The organism is Paenibacillus sp. GQ49 (genome assembly GCF_059759055.1).
Genome location: NZ_JCAXEL010000007.1, coordinates 184,787 through 201,437 on the forward strand (window position 1 = coordinate 184,787; position 16,651 = coordinate 201,437).

A 16,651-nucleotide genomic window follows, 5' to 3' on the forward strand; every position below is an offset into this window, starting at 1 on the left:
GATTGGGTTTACGCGATAACTTCCATGGACACATACGCAGGCTGATCCTGGATCATGCTTAGATCACTCTCAAACAAATAAAAATCTCCGTTCTGCTCAATCTCACGGAATCCGGCAAATTTGTAAGTGATCATCATCGTACGATTTCGATCTGTTGATACAAACTCGGCCTGCAAACGGACATTCGCTTCCTTAGCCATACGCATCACATGATGCAGCAGCAATGTACCTGCTCCTCTGGACATGACGCGGCAGGACACCAGCAGCAGTTTCAGTGTCCACACTTCGTCATTTAATTCGAGCAACGCCAGGCCGATTTTGCCATACGTACCGTACTTGTCTTCCAGTCCTGCAATCAGCAGTTTGTGGCGTGGAGAATACCGGAATTGATCGAGTTCCTCGTAAGAGTAGGTATAACCTGTGGCGTTCAGTTGATGTGTTCTGACCGTCAGTTCTTCTGCACGCTGTAGATCCCCTTCCTTCACTTCAGAGATCGTGAAGATCATGCCAAGGGAGGCCAGGAATTCATCCTGAGTACCTTCGAACTCCTCCTCCTTCTCATTGCGGGCAATATCATTCATATACATCTTTCTGCGTAAGGCAGAATCCTCGGTAATGAAACGTGGCTTCATCTCATCCATATCTGTTAATTCAAGATAGGCCATCGCATCGATACAGAGGACGTCGGGGTGAGTGAATAATACTTCCTCACGTTCGAAAGGCTGATCATCGATAAAAGCAATCGTGTCCATTCCGATATTGATGGATTCCACGATGGTTTTCACCGATCGGGATTTGGCATTCCAATTGATTTGTGGATAGATAAAATATTCGCGCAGACCGAATTCTTCCAACTTGGCCATCGCCAGTTCATGATCGTTACGGCTGGCAATCGATTGCAGAATTCCTCGTTCATCCAGAGTACAGATAACCTCCACAATATTTTCTTTCAGCGTGACCTGTTCATCCTCCAGCAAAATTCCGTTCCAAATCGTATGGTCCAAGTCCCAGATTACACATTTTATTTTTTTCATGACAGAACAGCCTCCTCTTGTACGGATTCATAGGTACTCGCAGCATATGAAGCAATAACCATCTCATGCATTTGTGTGGTGCCCTCGATAATCTCATTCACACGAGCATCCCGGTAAAATCGCTCCACCGGATACTCCGCACTACAGCCCTTGGCTCCATGAATCTGTACCGCACGGTGCGCTACCTTGTTGACCATATCTGCCGCATAGTATTTCGCCGTCCAGGTTTCCATAATGGAATCCGGGTCCATCACTTCTTTCAGATATCCGGATTGATAACATAAAAGCCGCGCCGCTTTCACATCCACTATGATCTCCGTCAGCATTTTCTGAATTAACTGATTTTCCTGCAGGAGGACTCCAAACTGACGGCGGCTGCCTGCATAACTCAGCGAAGCATCCAGACAGGCTTGTCCCAGTCCAACACAGCCCCAAGCTACGGTATAGCGACCATAATCCAAGCAATGCAAGGCCACCATAGAGACACCTATACCTGAACTCCCCACCATACGATCCGATTCAACGTAAACATGCTCCAGATGCAGTTCCGCCAGCATCGAGCCTTTAACCCCCAACATCCCGTTGATCGGCTGTATCTTCAATCCTGGGTTGTTCCGTTCCACCAGGAACGCGGTTGGTTTATCATTCACCTGGGCAAAGATGAGAAACAGGTCAGCAAGCTGACCCATCGTGATCCACTTTTTCTTCCCGTTCAACACATATCCTTCGCCATTGAATTCGGCTACGGTCTCGATGCTTTTGGCATCACTACCGACTCCGGGTTCGCTCAAACCAAAGGCTCCAATGACTTCACCCGAGGCCAGACGTGGCAACCAATAGGAACGCATCTCTTCAGAACCAAACTTCTGAATGGCTATGGCAACCATACCGTGAACCGTAAGCAGACTTCGTACGGATGAACATCCTCTTCCGATCTCCTCGTTCAGCACCCCAACTGATATCGGATCAAGCCCCATACCTCCATATTCCCGAGGAATCATAGAACCCAGATAACCTGAGGATTTCAGCGAGTCGATCACCTCTGGATGAAGACGTTCTTCTCTATCGTGCAAGCCTGCGTACGGGACGATATATTGATCGGTAAATGATGCAGCATCCTGCTTGCAGTGTAACTGCTGTTCGCTCAATTCCATTTTCAACACGTTAACCTCCTATAATGGGACCGGATGAATGCACATTTTTCACACTGTACTGGGGAGAGAATCGGCGGCTTTTAGGAACTGACCGTCTTGCTCTCAATAAGCTCAACGATGGCATTAATGGACTTGAAGTTCTGCAAATCCAGATCTTTATTGTCGACACGAATGGAGAATTCCTTCTCCAGAAACATAACCAGCTGCATCGCAAACAACGAATTCACAAAACCAAGGGCAAAGATGTCCTCGTCGTCCTGAAGCTCATGCTTTTTGAAAAAACGACCCAAAAACTTGCGAACTCTACCTTTAACTTCTTCCATGTGTATAACTCCCTTTCCCTCATTAAAATGGTTTTGAATACGCAATAAAGCTTGTTTATGCCATGAATTATTCATGTCGTTGATTAGTAACTATAGAAACCTTCCCCTGATTTTCTTCCGGTCTGTCCGGCGTGCACCATCTTTCTCAGTAAAGGACAACAACGGAATTTTGGGTCCTGGTAGCTCTCATACAGCACATCAAGAGAATCCACAACGGTATCCAAGCCAATTAAATCCGCAGTCTCCAAAGGTCCCATCGTATGGCCGTAACATTTAACAAAAATATCATCCACCTCACGTGCTGTAGCCACCTGATCCTGAAGAACAAAAGCAGCTTCATTCATAAACAGATGGGAAATGCGGTTTGAGACAAATCCGGGATAGTCGTTAACCAGAATCGTCTCTTTACCGATCGATGACAATAGTTCAGTTACTTCTTCAATGGTACGTTCCGAGGTATGCATCCCCTTGATCACTTCAACGGCTGATTTCAAGGGAACCGGATTCATAAAATGAGTACCAATGACCTGATCAGGCCGTTTGGTTAATGCCGCAATTTTGGTAATCGAGATACATGAAGTGTTCACCAGAAATATGCATGCCTCATGACAGATCGAGTCGATCCGGCCGTACACTTCCTTTTTGATGTCCCACTGTTCATTCACATTTTCAACGATGATATCCGCTTCACGAAGCATCTCCAGTTCCGTCGTCATATGGATGCGCTCCATAATAATCTCCGGGTCTTCCAGTCCCTCTACTTTCTTGAATAACTTCAGCATTCGGATATTGTTATAGATCTCTTCTCCGGCGATCTCCAGCACTTCATCCTTGATGTCCACCAAGACAACCTCATGACCTGTCTGTGCAAAACTCTGGGCTACACCGCGGCCCATCACCCCTGCTCCAATTACCCCGATCTTCTTCATCGTCCCTGTTCCTCCTGTTTGTGGGGGAGAAGCCGTGCTCTCCCTGATCAGAAATTAAAATCAAGATCTTCTGCGGCTGAATCGTAAGAAACCAGCATATGCTTGCTGCTTTCCAATTCAATCTCACCAAGCTTCTGTTCCGGATGAAGCAATAACTGTTGCAGCAACGCTACATAATCGTGAAGCATCTTCTCCGCCGTTTCCCGTTTGAAGAGCTTGGTCCGATACTCCAGATTAAATCGCAGCTTGTCATGTTTCTCGATGATTTCGAGATACACGTCATAACGGCTTTCCACAGCTCCAAACTCATACGGAGTTGTGGTGAATTTGCCGACTGTAACGTCCACTGTACCTACATTCTGAAGTGCAAACATCGCATCAAATAAAGGATTGCGGTGTCTGTCTCTGTTCAGGTTAAGCTTCCGCACCAGATCCTCGAACTGAAACTGTTGATTCTCGTAAGATTTCAAGGCAGCTTCCCTAACTTCAGCCAGCAGTTCCAGGAATGTTTTCCCGGATTGTGGTTTGGTACGAATCGTGATGATGTTAATAAACACACCAACAACATCCTCCAGATCGGCGTGAGATCTGCCCGCAATGGGAGAGCCTACAACGATATCATCCTGATCTGCATATTTAGAAAGCAACACGTTGTACGCTGCAAGCAGCAACATAAACAAGGTTGTTCCTGTCTTGGCAGCCATGCGATCCAGATCCATAGTCAATGTTTCATTGCCGATAAATACAACCTGATCTCCTTCGAATTCATTAGCCAAAGGACGTAGATAATCGGTAGGCAATTTGAGCTGCGGGATAGAATCCTCATACAGGTTCAGCCAATACTCTTCCTGTTTGAGCAGAGCACCGGAAGAGAGCAAGGCATTATGCCACACCGCATAATCTTTGTACTGGATGGTGAGTGGTTTCAGCTCACGCCCTTCATACAGATCTATGATCTCCTGCATAATGATGTCCATCGACATGCCATCCGTAATAATGTGGTGCATGTCAAAAAATACGGCGTGTACACGATCACCAAGCTTAACCACCTCAAAGCGAAACAAAGGCGCCTGATCCAGCTCAAAAGGTTTCACGAAACCAAGGAGCTTCTCGGTGAGTTGTTCCCGAGTGGACTCCGAGTAACCGACGTTGAAGTCGACCTGGTCCCACACCTTCTGATATGGAATTCCGTCTAGAAATTCAAAGGAAGTCCGGAAAGATTCATGACGTTGAATCAGCTTGCGAATGATCTGCTCAAATGCCCCGTGCTCAAAATCTCCCTCCATGATGGAGGCTCTTGGGATGTTTGCATTGGTATTTTGACCCTCAAGCCGGTCCAGAACTACGAATCTCTTCTGCGCAGAAGAAACCGGGTAATACGGTTGGGGCTCCACACGAGTCAGCACAGGCAGTGCTCCCTCGGAATCTCCGCTGATGGAGAGACCATAAGACTCTTCCAGATAAGCAGCCGATTCCGCAATGGTTGGATACATCAGGATCTCTGCTGTATTTACCAGGATCGACAACTCTTTGGTGAGACCATTGGCGATCTTGAGACCCAGGATGGAGTCTCCACCCAGCTCATAGAAATCATCATAAATACTGAGTTCATTGACCCCAAGTGACTTACTCCATAATCGACCTAAGGCGCTCTCAATGATGGAATAATCTTCGTCTGTCCTGCCCAACAACTTCATGTCGCCCGATTCTTCCTGTGCACGACTGGCATTCCCCTTGCGTCCGGTTTCAATAGCTTCGCTAATGTCAGAAGAGAACAGCATGAGCGGCATGTCATCAGAGACATGCTGATAGATTCCCTCCCGGTTAAGTTCCCCGATCAGAACCTGGGTTACATCCTTGCCCATGGCTTCTTGCAGTCCCTGTATACCTCTGGCCGTCGTAATCGCCTTGAATCCCCCATCTGAATTGGCATGAAAATCCCGGGCCATGCCGGTTTCTTTCCACGCGGTCCAGTTCACGGCAAGGGTGGACAGACCTGCCTGCCTGCGATGTGCCGCAAACGAATCCATATAGGCATTGGCAGCAGTATAGTCTCCTTGTCCAGGTTCACTAAAGAACGTTGTAGCCGTGGAGAACATGACAAAGAAGTCCGGTTGGTCCGCACGTGTCAGTTGATCCAAACTCCATGTCCCCAGCACTTTAGGCCGCATGACACGTTCAAAGGCTTCACGTTCTTTGTTCATCAGGAAACCCTCTCCAGCCACACCGGCGCCGTGAATGATACCAGACACGGGACCGTGCTGCTGTCTGATCTTGCTTAGCACCGATGCGAGCTGAAGAGGATCAGCAATATCTACGCTGTATAGATGTACTTCTGTGCCCCGAGCTTCCATCTCTTTGATCCGCCCAATCTGAGCAGTTAACTTGGTTTCCTCACCTGAGGACAGCACATCTTCCCATGTTGCCCGTTCTGGAAACGGTGAACGATTCATCAACACAAGTTTGATTTTCTCCGGCGCTAAAGATAATGCACTTGCCGTCTCCAGTCCAATCCCGCCTGTCCCTCCAGTGATGAGGTACACACCACCTTCACGCATGTGTATCGGTTGGTCGGGCAGCAAGGAAATTGGAATTTCACCCAGCTCCTGGACATATCGACGCCCCTTACGATAAGCGGCAAGATATAACGTGTCAGGATCACGAATTTCCTGCAACCATTGATCCATTGGTGTCTCGTCATCGATATCAATGCTTCGACAGCGGAATTGATTCATCTCATGGCAGATAGTCTTGCCAAGCCCAACCATGGGTGCATGCTCTGGACGAATGTACGGCTCACTGCCTGTAACGCTTTGTGTACAAGATGTCACCAGTACCAGATCGACTGGTCGTTTGAAATGAACCTTGGACATCGCTTTGGACAGATAAAACAGACTATACACGCCGCGATCAAGCGACTCCTCCAATTCGCCCACAGTACCTTCATCCGCATGCTGATCCAGTGCAAAGAAATGAAGGAGCTGCGAGATTTTATAAGGCTCTACCGCTCGAATGAACCGTTCATAATCTTCTTCACATGATCGAATGGTAAATTCGGCGTTGGCTTGATTGGTATAGGACTCTCCGCGGTAAACCTTGATCACGAGCCGCCCTTCCGCTTCCAGTTTCCCGGCTACGGATGAGGCAATACCACTTCTATCCATCAATATCACAACCGGCTCTGTATTGCCTCCATGCTGATCCATTGATATTCGATTCATTTCTTTCCACATAGCCGCATAATGCAGTGGATCCGCGGCCTCTTCTATAGAGACCTCACGCAGCTGTGGACGTTCGGGAATATGGATCCAGCAGCGCTTCCGTTCCAGCGGATACGCGGGCAAGCTGACTTTGCGAGCATGTTCACCTGCGTACAGTTCTTCCCAGTCCGCATCTGCTCCCTGTACATACAGATGGGCAATCTGCTTTAACAAATACTCCGACTCGCGTCCATCCTGTACAAAGCTCTGAATGGCCGAACGCATTAATTGGCTCAGACCCAATTTTTCCGATTCGGTCATCTCACCAGCTGCCCTATCCTTCTTACTCTTGGGAACAGTACGATGTTCACCGAACTCAACTCCCGGCAGTGCAATGGATTGGAATGATCTGTTCTCCAGCTGTCTCAGCGTATTCAGCAAACCTTCCGTATCCCGTACCATAAGTGACAACCGGAACGGGTAATGCCCCCGTCCTGTGCTTGCTGTACTGCACATATCTACGAGTTCATATCGCTCGTTTCGGTCCAGCAGACGAACATATTCAGCAACCAGCCGCTGAAGTGCCTCTTCGGATCGAGCAGACAATACCAGCAAATGAGGACGTGCTGGTGCAGATACAGGTGTAATCACTGGTGGCTCTTCCAGGATGACATGACAATTCGTTCCACTGATGCCAAATGCGCTGACACCGCAGCGACGAGGTCCGTCCTTCACCTTCCACGGTCGTAATCGTGTATTCACATATACAGGCGAAGCATGAAAATCAATATTTCGGTTTGGACGGTTAAAATGAAGATTCGGCGGAATCACACCATGCCTGACAGCAAGTGCCGCCTTGATCAGGCTGATCATACCTGCTGCCTCAGAGGTATGACCCAGATTGGTTTTAATGGAACCGACCGCACAGAATTGACGTCGATCCGTGAATTGTCGGAACGCATTTTGGATGCCTTTAATTTCAATTGGGTCACCCAGTGCGGTTCCTGTGCCATGCGTTTCCATGTACGTGATCGTTTCGGGATGAATACCTGCCTGTTTCCAAGCCTTCGTAATGACTTCCTGTTGAGCCGCTGGATTGGGAGCCGTAATGCCGGCTGAACTGCCATCCTGATTCATGGCAGTGCCTTTGAGAACAGCGTATACCTGATCCCCATCGCTAAGCGCATCCTCCAGTCTTTTTAGCATGACTACTCCGATGCCTTCACCAAGCCCGGCACCATCAGAGTCATCATCAAATGCTCTGGTCTTTCCGTCACCAGACTCCAGACCCTGGAGCATGTTTTCGTTCTTTTTGGTGATCGGCATGGTTGAGATTTTGATTCCACCCACTGCGGCCATGCTGCACTCTCCGCTTAACAGGGCACGCGAAGCAATATGCACCGCTGTAAGGGATGAAGAACAGGCCGTATCCACCAACATGCTTGGCCCTTTCAAGTTCAGCAAATACGATATGCGAGCAGGAATGATGGATGGTGTGTTACCCACCACGGCATCCGGCAGAGCGCCCAAATCTGTCTCATATATAAATCGTGAATACATATCAACCGTGTTTGTTGAATAACCCAAATAGACACCGGTATCCGAACCGGCCAGTTTCCCGCCGCCGTAACCCGCGTCCTCAATGGCTCTCCACACGGTCTCCAGGAAGAGACGCTGATTGGGATCTGTCAGACTCGCTTCTTTCGGTGATAATTTAAAGAATGAATAATCGAATAAGTCAATGTCTTCTATAAAAGCTCCCGCTTTGGAATCCAGTTCCGGGAGGTCCAGCCTTGTATTTTGCAAATACCAGTCCAGATCTTGTTGTCGTCGTTCCGGGAGAGGACGGATATGATCCACCTTGCCTTGAATATGCTCCCAGAATTCGGATACATCGGTTGTGGAAGCCACATTCAGAGCCATCCCTACAATGGCTAAATCCCCGGACAATGGTCCGGAAGCCGTCTGCCCTGAATGCTGCTGATCTTGAGGACACGTCTCTGCTTGCTTCGCACTTTCCGGTGATGTCTGTTCTTCACTGGTTGCAGAAGCATCCATGTCGCCCAGTACAGTAACCGTATCTTCTTCCGATTCACCATGTTCCTTGAATATATATTCAGCCAGCTTGTGAATCGTCGAAAATTCAAACAAGTCCGTTACGACAAGAACGCCAGGGTATCTTTTGGAAAGTCCCGCGTGAATTTTCAACAGCAGAATGGAATCAGCACCAAGCTCGAAAAAGTTCTCATAGATATCGATCTCGTCAAATCCCAGAACTTCTTTGCATACGCTGGCGACATGCCGTTCAGTAGCCGTATATCCTCCCTCGCTCTTGCCTGATAATTTCACTTCACCGCTTGAAGTACTTCCAGCCTTCTTGGTCGACCTCGTTTTGGAAGCAGCACTTTGCAGATATTCAGTGACTTTGCCACTGAGTTCTGTGGACAATCGAACCTGCATTTTATCCAGCAAACGAACGCCGCCGCCACTGAAGTTCAGTTGCCCGATCAGCACCCTGCTAATAGAGGAGTTCATGGCTTGTTCCAAACCTCTTATCGCCTGTGCTGTAAGGACTGTTTTGAAGATGGTATCTGCGGTGAAACCAGCATCCACCGACATGCCCGTCTCTTTCCATGTTGTCCAGTTCACGGTGAGTGTGCGTTTTCCTCTCAAGGAACGTTCATCGGCGAAGGCATCCAGGTAGGCATTAGCCGCCACGTAGTCTGCTTGCGTTACGCCACTGAACATCGTCGCTACAGAAGAATACATCACAAAGAAATCCAGATCGTCACTGTGAGTCAGTTCGTCCAGATTCCAGGTACCATATATTTTGGATGCCAGCACTTCGCTGAATCGTTCTTCACTTCGATCTACCAGAAGTTGATCTCCACCGACACCCGCACCATGAATGATTCCATGAATAGCACCATAACGTGTACGCATATCCCGAATTACCCGATCCATCGCTTCCCGGTCAGCCACATCCGCACTGTACCAGGAGACTTCCGAACCTGCGGCCTCCAGCTCCGTAACGGCTGTAATGAAACGGCAAAGCTTGGCTTGACCGGGCTGATTCATCAGGTTATCCCAATGTACACGCTCCGGTATCGGGGTGCGATTGATCAGAGCCAGACGCACGGGAGCTTTGGAAGCCAGGAAACGCGCTGTTTCCAGACCAATACCACCGCCACCACCTGTAATCAGGTACACGCCCTGAGGGCGTACAGATATTGGGGTATCCCCTGCAACCTGCACACGCGTAAATTCTTCAACGTAACGTTGTCCACCACGATACGCGATCAGATAGTCCCCCTGATCTTGTGTCCCCAGTGCTTCCTCGATCCAGACATCTGCAGGGGTATCTGCATCTATGTCAAAGGAGCGGAAAGAAATGGACGGATGCTCACGGTTCAGTACCTTGCTTAAGCTCAGGAATGGCGCATGTTCTGGCCGCTGAGCGTATTCATCTCCCGTAATATGGTGAGCATTCAATGCAATCAGTGTCATACCAGCAATCTCGGCAAAGTCACTTCTCATCAGAGCACGTACCAAATAATACACACTGTACACACCTCGGCGCTGACTGTTCTGCAATTCATTCAGACTTTGAATACCCGACTGCCCGGTATCCAAAGAACAGCCAACATGAATGATGTGATCCACCGACTTGCCCCGAAGGCTTGCAAAGAGAAGGTCATAATCTGACTCCTGATCACCAAGTGTATATCGATTATCACTCAAGTCTGCATAAGCAGAGCCCAGGGCTGCCCGGATCACCTTCACTCCAGTTCGTGCAAGCACATGAGCTACAGAATCAGCTGCACCGGACCTGCCTTCCATCAACAATACCGTTTCCGGTAAAACGGAGATCCCGCTGCCTGTACGTTTCCACTCAGCAGTTCTCCATTGCATCGTATAATGAAATTCTTCTGTGTCTTGTTCAGACACTGCCGCGCCTCTGTCGATACGACTGGATACCAATTCGTCAGGGAGATCAATCCAGCAGCGATGAGATTCGAAAGGGTACACAGGTAGACTGACCCTACGCACCTCCGTACCTTTGTACAGTTCCACCCAATCCACATCGGCCCCTTGGACGTATAACGAACCAAGTTCGGACACGCCTGCCTCATCATTCCACTCGGAAAGGTTAATGCCTTGTGTAATCTCCTGTACCCGTCGATCGAGCTTCTTCCGTGACGCTGCTGTCATGTCACCAGGTTCAAGCTGTGATTTGCTGGCAGGTACAATCTTGTGCTCCCCATAGCTGAACCATGACTCAGGTTCATTCCACGTTTCCGCCAAGGATAGCACTTGCAGCTTCAGTCCCAGATCCGCAAGATTCGCTGCCACTATAGCCAATCTGAAGTTATAGTGTCCTCTGCCAACACTCGCGGTATAACACAGATCCTGCAGATGGCATGCGGGCGGTTTTTCCTGTATTAAACGGCTATATGTTGTGACAAGGTCCCTCAGAGCTGGCTCAGACTTGGCGGACAACACGACCAGACCTATTTTCGCATAAGAAGCGTCAGCAACCGTGGCAACCGGTGCTTCTTCCAGCACCAGATGGCAGTTCGTTCCGCTAAAACCAAAACTACTGACCGCACAGCGCATCGGAGACTCTTTTCCTTCCCATTTGCGGAGCCTGGTGTTGACATACACGGGCGATGTCTTGAAATCGATCTGTCCATTGGGCCTGTCAAAATGAAGTGACGGCGGGATTTCACGGTTTTTGATAACCAGTGCCGCCTTGATCAGACTGACCAGACCTGCCGCTTCATAGGGATGACCCATATTCGATTTCACAGTACCAATCGGACAAAACTGCTTCTTATCCGTGTACTTCTGAAAAGCAAGCTCCAAGCCTTCAAGTTCCAGCGGATCTCCCAGTTTAGTACCCGTTCCATGGGTCTCAATGTAGGACAAGGTCTCGGGGTGAATTCCCGCCTGATCCCACGCTCTAGAAATCACATCAGCCTGGGCCTCCGGATTGGGAGCAGTGATTCCAATGGAAGCTCCGTCCTGATTAATGGCGCTGCCTTTGATGACTGCATAGATCTGGTCCTTGTCCTTGAGCGCTTTACTCAACGGTTTCAGTAATACCGTAGCAACCCCTTCGCTGATTCCAGCCCCATCCGATGAATGGTCAAAGGCTCTGGTCCGTCCATCCGATGCTTCAAGTCCCCCGCGGTAATATTCCGTATCCAGAGGCATCAGGTTCACACGCAATCCACCAGCAAGTGCCATATCACAGTCACCATTCCGAATGGACTGGCAGGCAAGATGCACGGCCACCAATGAGGATGAACAGGCGGTGTCCACCACCATCGAAGGGCCTTTCAGATCCAGAAGATACGAGATTCGTGCAGGCATCATGGCAGAAATATTGCCCACAGCCGCATCCGAAGTTAGCTGGATATCAATATCCTGGATCATTCGCAAGTAGCTGTCCTTAATATTGCTGGCAAATCCCAGGTACACACCTGTCCGGCTGCCAGCCAGGCTTTTCCCACCATATCCCGCATCCTCAAGAGCACTCCAGGCTGTTCGCAGGAACAGCCTCTGAAAAGGATCCATTAGTGCCGCGTCCCGTGGGGGTATCCGAAATAATTTGTAATCAAATTGATCGATGTCTTTCAGATAGGAACCATCACTATATTTGATGTCCTCTCCATAGCCCGCATATCGGAGGTACGCATCAATATTTTGACGACGAGAGTCTGGAAAATTGGCAATGGAATCACAGCGATCACGGATGTTGTCCCAAAACTCGCCGATATTATCCGCAGACGGAAGCATGGCCGATATGCCAACAATGGCGATTCCCTCAGAGTCGCTTCGCTTCCCCTCCGATTTCAATCCTTTGAGCAGTTGGGCGGCAACTTGCTTATCAATCTTGCCCGCAGCTGCATTCTCAATAATGATTCTCAGCATCTGGCTTGTTTGGTTCATCGGGTTCTCCTTCCTCAACGATCCTCGAAGCTCTTGACTGCATCGTCAATGCTCAGGTTACCAGCTTCAATATCCTTAAACAGTTGTTCAAAATCATCCACCGGTGGGGCTGGCTCAGCAGCCGGTTTTATATCCAGCTTGGTCATGACAAATTGGGATAGCGCATGTACACTGGTGTACGAAAACAGATGGATTAGTTTCATTTTGCCTGGATAGGCTTCTTCGAGCAGAGAGAATAACCGATTTAACAGAATGGAATCTCCGCCCAGATCAAAAAAGCTATCGTGGATATCCAGCTCTTCAAAACCAAGCACTTCGTTATACATGCCTGCAATCTGCCGTTCGATGCTGTTGTAATCCTCGCCGTCTTTTCCTTTGAGTTCAACATGTGCATTCGCCGATTTGTTTCGTTTAGCTGCAGCAGGAGCCACCTGACACGACTCTTCCAACTTCTCGGCTTCTTTCAGCCTGTTTGTCATCTCTTCGGAGAATCGGAATGGAAATTTGGTCAACAGTGCTTTGGCAAACCGTGGGTGGTATGTAAATTCCCCGATCAACACACGCGGCACCTGTTTGTTCAATGCTGCAAAAAATCCGGCCGTTGCCTGTTCGGTCGGAAGGGCTTTTGTAATGGCGTCCACATTAAAACCATAATCCACAGACATGCCCGCTTCTTTCCACGAAGACCAGTTAATAGACAAGGTCTTCAGGCCGCTTTTACTGCGCGAGTAAGACAAAGCATCCAGATATGCATTGGCCGCTGAATAATCTCCTTGTCCAACCTCACTTGACAGCGACAGACCGGAAGAGAAAAAGACCAGGAAATCAAGCTCATCCTGACGGGTCAGTTGGTCCAGTATCCAGGCTCCCTGCACTTTTGGATGAAGGACTTCGTCAAACGTTTCCTGCGTTTTGCGGATCAAATATCCAACCGCCGGTACACCTGCACCGTGGATCACTCCTGTGATGGACCCATGCTTTTCCCTGACATCGGCCAGTACATCCTGCATCGCTTCATAATCCGATACATCGGCTGCATAACAGGATACTTCTGAACCCTGTTGTTCAATCTCCAGGAAGTTGCGGAGACGAGCAGCCGTCTTGGATTCAAGCTCAGGGTCATTAAGCAGTGTCTCCCATTCCGATCTTGCAGGCACTGGGGTACGCCCAATTAACACAAGTTTGACCTCTGCTTGGGAAGCGAAAAATTTTGCCATTTCCTGACCAATCCCGCCTGTACCCCCAGTAATGACATACACACCACCCTGTTGAATATCGACAGGAGAATCTGTCAGCTCATCGGCTTGAACCTCACCCAATTCCTCGATATAACGGACCCCACTACGATAGGCAGAGGTATAACTCTGATCTTGGGAACCCATTTCCTGAAGCAGTTCATCTGCCCCTGCGCTCTCGTCCAGATCAATGCTTCGACAGGTAATATGCGGATATTCCAAGGCGAGCACTTTACCCAAACCGTATAACGAGGCCGCTTCAGGAGAAAGTCGACTCTCATCCGTTGTAACTTCGTAGACCTGTTCGGAGACCAGCATCATATTCAGTGCGTTGTCACTTCCGTGTTCAATGAGTGCACGAATCAGATAAAACAGGCTATATACGCCCTTTTGCTGACTATGTTCCAAATCCTGAAGTGTATGAATTTCCGCAGAACTCGGCACCGCAAAGAGATGTACAATGTCACTTATGGATGTATTCCCCAGCGCTGCAAATAGCTCCGCAAAGTTGCTTTCCGAACCATTCACCGTGAACGAACCGTCAGGTTCATGCTTGAAGGATTCTCCGTAACGCACCTCAATTACTTGGCGCCCTGACTGCTTAAGGCGTTCAATCAATGCGCTTCCCCGTTTACCCTCATCCTTCAAAATCAGAACTGCACCTGTTCCCTGAATCGGTTCTGGCTCTGTTAGATCAGCTTTCCTCCAGTTCATCCGATAGAATCGGGCTGGCGTCGGTTCTTCCGAGACCGCACTGCTGCAATTTGCGGTAGCGGCAGTACGAGCGCCCTCGGGAACTTCAAACCAGCAGCGAGTCCGGGTAAATGGATAGGTTGGCAGACTTGTTTTGCGCAGTCCGTCTCCTGTGTATAGAAGCTCCCAGTTCAGTTCTGCACCTTGTACATAATGCAGTCCAATCTGGTCCAGTATGTCCTGTACAGCCTGCTGACCCTTACCCATCTTCGCCAGTTCCGGATTCAGACTCATAGTCCGATCGCCCTTGTGGCCATCTTCGCCACCTGTAGCTGGTGAATCTGGACGATTTTGATCGTTGCTAACCTTGTGATAACCGTAATAAATCCCTGGACTTCGATGTCCACTGGGTCCACTACTTTTGCTTAAATTCTCATCGGCTCCGATCATTCGTCCAGCTTCATTTAATCGAAGCAAGAGCTCTTCCGCATCCTGTCCGGTGACCAGTAAACGGTAGGCGTAGTGCCCCCTCCCTGTGTTGGCGGTATAACACAGAGAAGGTACATTCTGAGCTTCAACTTGAGAGAGAACGTGAGTATATTCCGTAATCAGCGTCTGGAGCGCTGCCTGCGTTTTGGCCGATACGGTTAGAAGATATTCTCCGCGTATTTCCGGCTCTTTAACCGTAGTGGTCGGCGCTTCTTCCAGCACAATGTGACAATTGGTCCCACTGATGCCAAATGCACTAACACCGCTACGTCGTGGCGTGGCAGCGTTATCCCACTCCCGCAACCGGGCATTCACATAGACCGGGGATGCCGCAAAATCGATGGCCCGATTCGGTCTGTGAAAATGTTTGGAGGCAGGAATCTGTTTATGTTTCAGTGACAAGGCCGATTTGATCAAACCCACGACACCAGCCGCCTCTGACAGGTGACCGATATTCGTTTTGACCGAGCCGATTCCGCAAAATTGACTTTTACCCGTGTGACGCCGGAATGCCTGCTCAATCCCTTGTACCTCAAGCGGATCGCCCAGCATGGTGCCACTGCCATGAGTCTCAATATAAGAGACCGTCTCGGGATCGATACCCGCATCCGCCCAGGCTTGAAGAATCGCTTCCGTCTGTGCCTCCGGGTTCGGGGCAGCGATACTGATGGATTTACCGTCCTGGTTTACGCCATACCCTTTGATAACAGCGTAGATCTGATCCCGGTCTTCCAACGCTTTAACCAATGGTTTGAGCATCACCACCCCTGCGCCTTCACCAATACCCGATCCGTCCGAATCGTCATCAAACGCTTTAGTTCTCCAATCGGTGGACTCAATCCCAATTTTGATATGATCACTCTTTAGCGGAACCAGATTAATCTTGATTCCCCCAACGAGCGCCTGATCGCATTGCCCCTCCTTGATCGCCTGACACGCCAGTGTAATGGCCACCAGAGAGGATGAACAAGACGTATCCACCACCAAGCTCGGCCCTTTTAAATCCAGTAAGAAGGATAACCGACCAGCCGCTACAGAAGCCAGATTACCCACAAGCGAGTACGCAAAGGATTCCGGTTCCGCATCGTAGATAAAACGTGAGTAAAGATCCCGAATATTGTTGGAAAGGCCCAGGTATACCCCCGTGCGGCTGCCAACCAGTTTCCCTCCCCCATACCCTGCGTCCTCGATCGCTTTCCATGCCGTTTCCAGAAACAGCCTGTGATTGGGGTCCGTCAGACTGGCTTCTTTGGGTGACATTTTAAAATAGGCATAATCAAATTTATCAATCTCATCCAGATAGGCATTTTCGTTGAATTGAATCTCGTCTGGCGACATACCTAGATATTGCAGATACGAATGAATGTCCGGCACTCTGGAAGCCGGAAAGGAACGAATGCTGTCCGTACCACTGACGATGTTGTCCCAGAATTCTTCGGGAGAATCAGCTTGCGGCAATTTCAAAGCCATGCCCACAATGGCAATATCTTTGGCAGTATTGGTTGACCCGGACGCAGTATAGGCGTCCTCCTCCGATTTGAGTTTTTTGAGCAGCTGCACGGCCACTGTTTTGTCCAAGCTTCCGTCTTGCAGATGTTCCATGACAAACTTGTATACACTCTCCACCACAGTTCCTCCT

General features: G+C 49.2%; 6 protein-coding genes. All 6 read right to left on the reverse strand.

Going from position 1 to position 16,651, the window contains the following annotated elements:
• Positions 1-8: 8 nt before the first annotated feature.
• The 6 genes from AC6CIF_RS15145 to AC6CIF_RS15170 all read right to left on the reverse strand — a co-directional run bounded on the left by AC6CIF_RS15145 (position 9) and on the right by AC6CIF_RS15170 (position 16,638).
• A complete protein-coding gene (locus tag AC6CIF_RS15145; RefSeq protein WP_076212928.1) occupies positions 9-1,034 on the reverse strand; it encodes an HAD-IIIC family phosphatase in 1,026 nt (341 codons plus the stop codon).
• Positions 1,031-2,188 (reverse strand): acyl-CoA dehydrogenase family protein, encoded by a 1,158-nt coding sequence (locus tag AC6CIF_RS15150; RefSeq protein ID WP_498200339.1) that lies wholly within the window; start codon positions 2,186-2,188, stop codon positions 1,031-1,033. The genes AC6CIF_RS15145 and AC6CIF_RS15150 overlap by 4 nt, the downstream gene beginning before the upstream one ends.
• A gap of 80 nt (positions 2,189-2,268) precedes the next feature.
• Entirely contained in the window at positions 2,269-2,511 is a 243-nt protein-coding gene (locus tag AC6CIF_RS15155) for an acyl carrier protein (protein WP_076212934.1), read from the reverse strand.
• Positions 2,512-2,594: 83 nt separating this feature from the next.
• A complete protein-coding gene (locus AC6CIF_RS15160) occupies positions 2,595-3,440 on the reverse strand; it encodes a 3-hydroxyacyl-CoA dehydrogenase family protein (protein WP_498200279.1) in 846 nt (281 codons plus the stop codon).
• 47 nt (positions 3,441-3,487) lie between these two features.
• Positions 3,488-12,595: an SDR family NAD(P)-dependent oxidoreductase gene (locus AC6CIF_RS15165; protein WP_498200281.1), complete on the reverse strand. Its 9,108-nt coding sequence runs from the start codon at positions 12,593-12,595 to the stop codon at positions 3,488-3,490.
• A 14-nt stretch (positions 12,596-12,609) separates the two neighbouring features.
• Positions 12,610-16,638, reverse strand: a complete 4,029-nt coding sequence (locus AC6CIF_RS15170) for an SDR family NAD(P)-dependent oxidoreductase (RefSeq protein WP_498200283.1) — start codon at positions 16,636-16,638, stop codon at positions 12,610-12,612.
• Positions 16,639-16,651: the final 13 nt, after the last annotated feature.

What these genes read in the sequence shown, in the direction of transcription:
- AC6CIF_RS15155 (WP_076212934.1), bottom strand. Translation starts at nt 2,511, where the DNA reads ATGGAAGAAGTTAAAGGTAGAGTTCGCAAGTTTTTGGGTCGTTTTTTC.
- AC6CIF_RS15150 (WP_498200339.1), bottom strand. Translation starts at nt 2,188, where the DNA reads ATGGAATTGAGCGAACAGCAGTTACACTGCAAGCAGGATGCTGCATCA.
- AC6CIF_RS15160 (WP_498200279.1), bottom strand. Translation starts at nt 3,440, where the DNA reads ATGAAGAAGATCGGGGTAATTGGAGCAGGGGTGATGGGCCGCGGTGTA.
- AC6CIF_RS15145 (WP_076212928.1), bottom strand. Translation starts at nt 1,034, where the DNA reads ATGAAAAAAATAAAATGTGTAATCTGGGACTTGGACCATACGATTTGG.
- AC6CIF_RS15165 (WP_498200281.1), bottom strand. Translation starts at nt 12,595, where the DNA reads ATGAACCAAACAAGCCAGATGCTGAGAATCATTATTGAGAATGCAGCT.